This window comes from Stenotrophomonas sp. IS26, from assembly GCF_054188265.1.
The window spans coordinates 42,938-51,021 of the sequence record NZ_JBSZJV010000024.1 but is presented as its reverse complement, the minus strand read 5'-3'; the positions used below and the strand labels follow the sequence as shown (position 1 = coordinate 51,021).

The window sequence follows — 8,084 nt, the reverse complement described above, 5'->3', positions numbered from 1 at the left end:
CGTGGGCTCGCTGCTCGATTACCTCGACGAACTGGGCATCGCCGAAGACACCCTCGTGGTGTACTCCACCGACAACGGGCCGCACCGCAATTCGTGGCCGGATGGCGGCATGACGCCGTTCCGCAGTGAGAAGGACACCAACTGGGAAGGCGCGTTCCGGATTCCACTGGTGGTGCGTTACCCGGGCAGGATCAAGCCGGGTTCGGTGTCCAACGAGATCGTCCAGCACCATGACTGGCTGCCGACCTTCCTGGAACTGGCGGGCAACAAGGGCGTGGTCAACGACCTCAAGAAAGGGGTCAAGGCGATCGGGCGCACCTACAAGAACCACATCGACGGCGTCAGCCTGCTGCCGTATCTCACCGGCAAGGAGGAAAAGTCGCCGCGCAAGCTGTTCGTCTACATCTCCGATGATGGCGACATGCTCGGCATCCGCTACGACAACTGGAAGGTGACCTTCATCGAGCAGCGCTGCAAGGGCACCATGCAGCTGTGGGGCGAACCGTTCACGGTCATGCGCATTCCCAAGATCTACAACCTGCGCACCGATCCGTACGAGTTCGCGGATGTGACCTCCAATACCTATTGGGACTGGTACATCAACCACGTCTACATCGTGTACGGGGCGATCGCGCTGCTCACGAAATTCAACGAGACGTTCGTGGACTTCCCCAAGATCCAGAAGCCGAACACGTTCACGGCCGACCAGGCCGTCGAGAAGCTGCAGGAAGCAGTGACGGGCAAGTAGCGGCTGCGGCCATCGCGTGGAAGGATCGACGAACGGGGGGACGAAATGTCCCCCCGTTCGCGTGCCCGTTCCGTCAGGCGGCCTCGGAGGCTGCCTGTTCGTGGGCCGGGGCGTACGCCGGGTAATCGACGTAGCCGGCCGCGCCGCCGCCATAGAACGTTTCGCGATCGGCAGGGGCCAACGGCCAGCCATGCTGCAGGCGTGCCACCAGGTCCGGGTTGCTGATGAAGGCAGTGCCGAAGGCCGCCAGGTCGATCAGGCCCGCATCGATCAGCTGCTCGGCGCGCTCGCGGGTCATGCCACCGGCGAGGATGAGCGCGGTGCCGGGCAGATGCGGCTTCAGCGTGCGCAACAGGCCACTGAAGCCCGAGTCACCGGCACCATCGACCGACTTCTGGCCGACCTTGAAGCCGGACTGGTCCATCAGGTGCACATACGCCAGGCCGCGCTGCCCGATGGCCTGGATCAGCGCGGTGTAGGTCGCATCGATTTCCGGGTAGTGCGGCATGTCGAACAACTGGCCATACGGCGAGAGCCGGATGGCCGTACGCGATGCGCCGATCCGCGCGACCACGGCGTCGATCACTTCCAGCGTGAAGCGCAGGCGGTTGTCCAGCGACTGCGGGCCGTATTGGTCGGTGCGGTCATTCACCTGTGGATTGATGAACTGCTCATGCAGATAGCCGTTGGCGCCGTGGATTTCCACGCCGTCAAAGCCCGCTTCGATGGCATTGGCGGCCGCCTGCGCGAACTCCGCCACGATGCGCGGAATCTCGTCGGTCTCCAGCTGGCGCGGCGCCGGGGCGGCGACCAGCGCCGGTTGGCCCTGCTCGTTGTAGCCGAATGCCTGCGCGCCGACCGGCAGTTTCGAGCTGGCACTGACCGGGCGCGCATCGTTGGCCTGGATGGTGGGGTGCGAGACGCGACCGACATGCCAGAGCTGGGCGAACATCCGGCTGCCCAGCGCATGGACCGAATCGGTGGTCAGGCGCCAGCCGGCGATCTGCTCGGCCGTGAAGATGCCGGGATTGAACAGATAGCCTTGGCCCTCGCGGGAAATGGGGGTGCCCTCGCTGACGATCAGGCCGGCGGTGGCACGCTGGGCGTAGTACAGCGCCGTTCGTTCATCGGCGGCATCCTGCGGGGCGCGTGCACGGGTCAGCGGGGCCATGACCACGCGGTTGCGCAGCGGGATGCCCGCGAGGTCGAACGTATTGAAAAGGGAGCTCATGGGGGTTCCTGAGGGTGCGAGGGGGAGGGGCGTGGCGGGTCCGCCATGCGTTCCCCCCATCGTATGGGCGTGCGATATCGGCCACAATGCGATGATTCGGCAAATGACTATTGCTGAAACAGCAATCAGGTTCCCAAGGCGCCCACCATGCAGCTCAAAGCCCTCCGCTATTTCCTCACCGTCGCCGCCACCGGCAGCTTCCTGGCCACGGCGCGCCAGTACCGGGTGCCAGCCTCATCGGTGTCGCGCTTCATCGCGGCGCTTGAACAGGACGTGGGGCACCAGCTGTTCTACCGGAGCACCCGGGCGGTGCGGTTGACCGAGGCGGGCGAGCAGTTCCACCAGCAGGTGCGCGACGCCGTGGATCTGCTCGATGACGCGGTCGGGCAGCTGGAAGGCCGCGACGCCGCGCTGCGCGGCCTGATCCGCATCAACGCCCCCGAGTCGCTGGGGCGGCTGCACATCGCGCACATCGTCAACACGTTGCAGGCGCGGTATCCCGAGCTGATCGTCGAGCTGACCCTGACCGACACGCTGATCGATCCCGTCCAGGAAGGCGTGGATATCATCATCCGGGTCGGGCTGCTGATGGATTCGGGGCTGATCGGCAAGGTCATCGCGCCCCACCGCAACATCCTCGCCGCCAGCCCGGCCTACCTTGCCGCGCATGGCACGCCGGTGGTGCCGGAGGATCTGCTGCAGCATCAATGCCTGGTCTACAAAGGGCAGCTCGGCATCCAGAAGTGGTATTTCCGTTCCTCGCCGGAGGTACCGTTCAAAGCGGTGAACGTGACCGGCCCCTTGCGCAGCAACAATGCCGAAGCGCTGCTGGCGGCAGCCATTGCAGGGCGTGGCGTGGTGCTGTTCCCCACCTGGCTGTTCAACGCGGAAATGCTGCGTGGCGGCAGCATGGTCACGCTGCTCGGCGACTGGGAGTTTTCCCCGCAATCCGAACGGGTGTATCTGCAGCTGCTCTCGCCGGAAAACAGACTGCGCTCACGCAAGGTCCGCGAAGTGTCGGCCTTCCTCACCGAGGCGATCGGATCGCCGCCCTACTGGGATCGTGCTGATCCGTGAGCCATGGGCACCCCCATCACACCGGGGGTGGCAGGATCGGGAGAGATTCGCCCCTCACCAGGAGACCACCATGGCTTCGACCGTTGTCCTGACCCGATCGTGGGTCATCCATCCCTTCCACGCCGCTGTATTGGGCGGCGTGCTGCCGCTGTTCCTCGGCGCACTGCTGGCGGACTACGCATACTGGAGTTCGTACGAGATCCAGTGGGCCAACTTTGCGTCCTGGCTGCTGATCGGTGCGATGGTGATGACCACGCTGGCCCTGCTGTGCGGGATCGTTGGTCTGGTCCGTGGCAGTCGCAACCTCGCTTACGTGGTGATTCTGGCGGTGATATGGGGCGTGGGCTTCATCAACTGCCTGCACCATGCGCGCGACGCTTGGGCAGTGATGCCGGCGGGGCTGGTGCTCTCGGTGATCCTGACGGTGCTGGCGCTGGTCGCCACCTGGGTGGGCCTGTCCAGCCTGCGCGTGGGAGGTGTGCGATGAGCCGCCAGACGACGTTCCGCCTTCTTTCGGTGTCCGCGCTTGCGGTCGCACTCGCTGCCTGCAGCGGCAAGGCGCCCGAGCTGGAGCAGTATGGCGGCAACCCGGAGATGCCCAAGCCGCATCGCGGGTTGATGCCGGACATGACCATCGCCAAGCCGGCGCAGTGGGGCGACACGCTTCCCACCGTGCCCAAGGGCTACCGCATCTCGGCGATCGCCACTGATCTGGGCATTCCGCGGCAGACCCTGGTGCTGCCCAACGGCGACATTCTCGTGGCCGAAGGCCGCGGCGGCAGTGCGCCGAATCTCAAGCCGAAGGATGTCATCGCCGGCAAGATCAAGGCCAAGGGCAATACCGCGGTCAAGAGCGGCAACCGCCTGACCCTGCTGCGTGACGCCGATGGCGACGGCGTCTACGAACTGAAGACGGTGTTCGCCGACAAGCTCAACGCGCCGTACGGCCTGGCGATGATCGGCAATGCGATCTTCGTGGCCAACCAGGACGCGGTGGTGCGCTTTGACTACCAGGAAGGCCAGACCAAGGCGAGCGGGGCACCGGTGAAGCTGACCGACCTGCCTGCGGCGATCAACCATCACTGGACCAAGGCGATGACCGCCAGCGCCGATGGCCGCTATCTCTATGTGGGCATCGGCTCCAACAGCAATATCACCGAACGTGGCATGGCGGTGGAGATCGACCGCGCGCGGATCTGGCAGATCGATGCGGTCACCGGCGCGCACAAGGATTACGCCACCGGCATCCGCAATCCCACCGCGCTGGCGATCCAGCCGAGCACCGGCACGCTGTGGGCGGTGGTCAACGAGCGCGATGAGATCGGCCCCAACCTGGTGCCCGATTACCTCACCTCGGTGAAGGAGGGCGGCTTCTATGGCTGGCCCTACAGCTACTGGGGCAAGAATGTGGATCGCCGGGTGATGCCGCAGAATCCGGAAAAGGTCGCCTCGGCCATCGCACCGGATTACGCGCTGGGCTCGCATGTGGCCGCACTGGGCGTGGCCTTCTCGTCCGAGGTGATGGGTACGCAGTTTGCCGATGGCGTGTTTGTGGGCGAGCACGGCAGCTGGAATCGCAATCCCCCGGTCGGCTACAAAGTCGTGTTCGTGCCCTTCAGCAATGGCCGCCCGGCCGGCGAGCCGATCGATTTCGTGAGCGGTTTCTTCGGCGAGGACGGCAAGACGCGCGGCCGCCCGGTAGGTGTCACGGTCGACCCGCGTGGTGCACTGATCGTTGCCGATGACCTCTCCAACACGATCTGGCGGGTCACCCACGACGGGACGCCCGCCCAGCCATAATCCTTAACGGGGACGGAGGGGATTAATAATTACCTCCGTCCCCGTTAAGAGGGGGCTTGACCTTCCCATGATGGGAATCTTTAGGGTGGCAGGTAACCTCACCCCAAGGACTGCCCCATGTCTTCTGTTGCTTCCCGGTCCGGCGCGCCGCTCAGCCGCCTGAGCCTGCCCATCGAGGGCATGACCTGCGCCTCCTGCGTGGGCCGGGTGGAGCGCGCGCTGACCGCCGTCCCCGGCGTGCAGACGGCGTCGGTCAACCTGGCCACCGAGCGGGCCGATCTCAGCTTCATCGGGGCGCCCGATCCTCAGGCGGCGGTCCGTGCCATCGAACGCGCCGGCTACACCGTGCGCGAAGCCACCACCGAACTGAGCATCGAAGGGATGACCTGCGCGTCCTGCGTTGGTCGCGTGGAGCGCGGCCTTGCGCAGCTGCCGGGCGTGATCGCGGCCAGCGTCAACCTGGCGACCGAACGGGCGCAGGTGCGTCATCTGGCCGGTACGGTCTCCGTCGCCGATCTGCTGGCTGCCGTGGAAAACGCCGGCTACACCGCGCGCGTTGCAGGCGTGAGCACGGCTGCGGCCGGTGATCAGGAGGAGGAACGCCGCGAAGGTGACGCCCGCGCGCTGCGCCGCTCCCTGTTGCTGGCGGCGCTGCTGACCCTGCCGGTGTTCATCCTGGAAATGGGCTCGCACCTTGTCCCGGCCATGCACCACTGGGTGATGCATACCGTTGGCCTGCAGACCAGCTGGTACCTGCAGTTCGCGCTGGCCACGCTGGTGCTGTTCGGGCCGGGCCTGCGCTTCTTCCGCAAAGGCGTGCCGGCACTGCTGCGCGGCGCCCCGGACATGAACTCGCTGGTCTCGCTCGGCACCGCGGCGGCCTATGGCTACTCGGTGGTCGCCACCTTCGCCCCGGGCGTGCTGCCGCCGGGCACCGCCAACGTTTACTTTGAAGCGGCGGTCGTCATCGTGACCCTGATCCTGCTCGGGCGAACGCTCGAGGCGCGGGCGAAGGGCCGTACCTCGCAGGCGATCAAGCGCCTGGTCGGGCTGCAGGCGCGGACTGCACGCGTGCAACGTGGCGGTGAGAACGTCGAGGTGCCGCTGGACGAGGTCACGCTCGGCGATGTCGTACTGGTCCGCCCGGGCGAGAAGGTGCCGGTGGACGGCGCGGTGGTGGAGGGGGCGTCCTATGTGGATGAGAGCATGATCACCGGCGAGCCGGTACCGGTGGCCAAGGCCGTGGGCGCCGAGGTGGTCGGGGGCACCCTCAACACCACCGGTGCCTTCAGCTTCCGTGTCACCAAGGTGGGCGGGGATACCGTGCTGGCCCAGATCATCCGTCTGGTCGAGCAGGCACAGGGCTCCAAGCTGCCGATCCAGGCGCTGGTCGACCGGGTCACCATGTGGTTCGTGCCGGCGGTGATGGCTGCAGCCGCGCTGACCTTCCTGGTGTGGCTGGTGTTCGGTCCGGCACCGGCGCTGACCTTTGCGCTGGTCAATGCGGTGGCGGTGCTGATCATTGCCTGCCCTTGTGCGATGGGCCTGGCCACGCCGACCTCGATCATGGTCGGCACCGGCCGCGCGGCGGAGCTGGGCGTGCTGTTCCGCAAGGGCGAGGCGCTGCAGGCACTGCGCGATGTGAGTGTGATCGCGCTGGACAAGACCGGTACGCTGACCAAGGGCCGTCCCGAACTGACCGACCTGGAGCCGGCCGATGGTTTCCAGGCCGATGAGGTGCTGGCGCTGGTCGCTGCGGTGGAAACCCGCTCGGAGCATCCCATCGCCGAGGCCATCGTGGCTGCCGCCAAAACGCGTGGGCTGGCACTGGCGCCCCTCGAGCGCTTCGAGGCGGTGCCCGGCTTCGGTGTGTCCGCGCAGGTCGGTGGCCGCACCGTGGCCGTCGGCGCGGACCGCTACATGACCCGGCTGGGTCTGGATGTGACCGCCTTCCGGCCGACCGCGCAGCGGCTCGGCGAGCAGGGCAGGAGCCCGCTGTATGCCGCCATCGATGGGCGCCTGGCGGCGGTGATCGCCGTGGCCGACCCGATCAAGGAAAGCACCCCCGCGGCGATCCAGGCCCTGCACGCGCTGGGCCTGAAGGTGGCGATGATCACCGGTGACAACGCGGCCACGGCGGCAGCCATCGCGCGCCAGCTGGGCATCGATGAAGTGGCCGCCGAGGTGCTGCCCGATGGCAAGGTCGCCGCGCTCAAGCGTTTCCGTGCGGGTGGCGCCAAGGTGGCCTTCGTCGGTGACGGGATCAATGACGCACCGGCGCTGGCCGAGGCCGATGTCGGCCTGGCCATCGGTACCGGCACCGATGTGGCGATCGAGGCGGCCGACGTGGTGCTGATGTCCGGCGACCTGCGCGGCGTGCCCAACGCGATTGCCCTGAGCCAGGCAACGATCCGCAACATCAAGCAGAACCTGTTCTGGGCCTTCGCCTACAACGCGGTGCTGATCCCGGTGGCCGCTGGCCTGCTGTACCCGTTCAACGGCACGCTGCTCTCGCCGATCTTCGCCGCGGCGGCGATGGCATTGTCCAGTGTGTTCGTGCTCGGCAACGCGCTGCGGCTCAAGCGCTTCCATGCACCGATGCAGGCCGATACGCTGAGCACCGGCATGGTGGAAAGTGAGATGAGGAGCGGACGATGAATATCGGTGAAGCCGCGACGTTTTCGGGCGTGTCGGCGAAGATGATCCGCTATTACGAGCAGATCGGCCTGATCCCACCGCCGGCGCGCTCGGAGGCGGGCTACCGGCACTACAGCCTGCAGGACGCGCACAGCCTGCGCTTCATCCGCCGCGCGCGCGATCTCGGTTTTTCAGTCGAACAGATCGGCGAACTGCTGGTGCTGTGGCAGGACCGCGAGCGTGCCAGTGCCGACGTCAAGGCGGTGGCGCTGTCGCACGTGGGTGGGCTGAAGGCGAAGATCGCCGAGCTGCAGGCGATGGTGCAGACGCTGGAGCATCTGGCCGCGCACTGCCACGGCAATGACCGGCCGGATTGCCCGATCATCGCCGGCCTGGCCCAGCCCGTTTCCGCGCCGGCGGAGACCGCATCAGCCGGCAAGCCTCGCAAAACGCCGTTGTTCGGCGCGGATACGCCGGTGTCCTCGCGCGGGCGCGCGGCCCGCAAGCCACGGTCCTGATCGACCCGGTTGCGTTCATGCCCTGCACAAAGGGCGCGGACGCGTTAAGGCCTTGACCTTGCCACGTTGTCAT

The 8,084-nt window shown here is 66.7% G+C and carries 7 protein-coding genes; 6 read left to right on the top strand and 1 reads right to left on the bottom strand.

Going from position 1 to position 8,084, the window contains the following annotated elements; all coding sequences use genetic code 11:
- The coding region (locus ACW6W5_RS16120) for a sulfatase-like hydrolase/transferase (RefSeq protein WP_458233661.1) at positions 1-748 on the top strand (748 nt) is incomplete at its 5' end.
- Positions 749-821: 73 nt separating this feature from the next.
- Here the strand turns inward: ACW6W5_RS16120 and ACW6W5_RS16115 are convergent.
- Positions 822-1,979, bottom strand: coding sequence for an alkene reductase (locus ACW6W5_RS16115; RefSeq protein ID WP_152151369.1), 1,158 nt, complete (start codon positions 1,977-1,979; stop codon positions 822-824).
- A 147-nt stretch (positions 1,980-2,126) separates the two neighbouring features.
- Here ACW6W5_RS16115 and ACW6W5_RS16110 point away from each other — a divergent pair, with 147 nt between their 5' ends.
- From ACW6W5_RS16110 to cueR, 5 genes are all read left to right on the top strand, one after another.
- Positions 2,127-3,056 carry a LysR family transcriptional regulator gene (locus tag ACW6W5_RS16110; RefSeq protein ID WP_152151371.1) on the top strand — a complete coding sequence of 310 codons (930 nt, stop codon included), beginning with the start codon at positions 2,127-2,129 and terminating at the stop codon, positions 3,054-3,056.
- 70 nt (positions 3,057-3,126) lie between these two features.
- Positions 3,127-3,543 carry a DUF2231 domain-containing protein gene (locus ACW6W5_RS16105; RefSeq protein WP_152151373.1) on the top strand — a complete coding sequence of 139 codons (417 nt, stop codon included), beginning with the start codon at positions 3,127-3,129 and terminating at the stop codon, positions 3,541-3,543.
- Positions 3,540-4,856 (top strand): PQQ-dependent sugar dehydrogenase, encoded by a 1,317-nt coding sequence (locus ACW6W5_RS16100; protein ID WP_152151375.1) that lies wholly within the window; start codon positions 3,540-3,542, stop codon positions 4,854-4,856. Before ACW6W5_RS16105 ends, ACW6W5_RS16100 begins: the two co-directional genes overlap by 4 nt.
- A gap of 117 nt (positions 4,857-4,973) precedes the next feature.
- Entirely contained in the window at positions 4,974-7,514 is a 2,541-nt protein-coding gene (locus ACW6W5_RS16095; RefSeq protein ID WP_152151377.1) for a heavy metal translocating P-type ATPase, read from the top strand.
- Positions 7,511-8,011, top strand: coding sequence for a Cu(I)-responsive transcriptional regulator (gene cueR, locus ACW6W5_RS16090; RefSeq protein WP_152151379.1), 501 nt, complete (start codon positions 7,511-7,513; stop codon positions 8,009-8,011). Before ACW6W5_RS16095 ends, cueR begins: the two co-directional genes overlap by 4 nt.
- Positions 8,012-8,084 lie beyond the last annotated feature (73 nt).

Excerpts from the sequence above, each read along its gene's own strand:
- ACW6W5_RS16115 (WP_152151369.1), bottom strand. The coding sequence starts at position 1,979 with ATGAGCTCCCTTTTCAATACGTTCGACCTCGCGGGCATCCCGCTGCGC.
- cueR (WP_152151379.1), top strand. The coding sequence starts at position 7,511 with ATGAATATCGGTGAAGCCGCGACGTTTTCGGGCGTGTCGGCGAAGATG.
- ACW6W5_RS16095 (WP_152151377.1), top strand. The coding sequence starts at position 4,974 with ATGTCTTCTGTTGCTTCCCGGTCCGGCGCGCCGCTCAGCCGCCTGAGC.
- ACW6W5_RS16100 (WP_152151375.1), top strand. The coding sequence starts at position 3,540 with ATGAGCCGCCAGACGACGTTCCGCCTTCTTTCGGTGTCCGCGCTTGCG.
- ACW6W5_RS16105 (WP_152151373.1), top strand. The coding sequence starts at position 3,127 with ATGGCTTCGACCGTTGTCCTGACCCGATCGTGGGTCATCCATCCCTTC.
- ACW6W5_RS16110 (WP_152151371.1), top strand. The coding sequence starts at position 2,127 with ATGCAGCTCAAAGCCCTCCGCTATTTCCTCACCGTCGCCGCCACCGGC.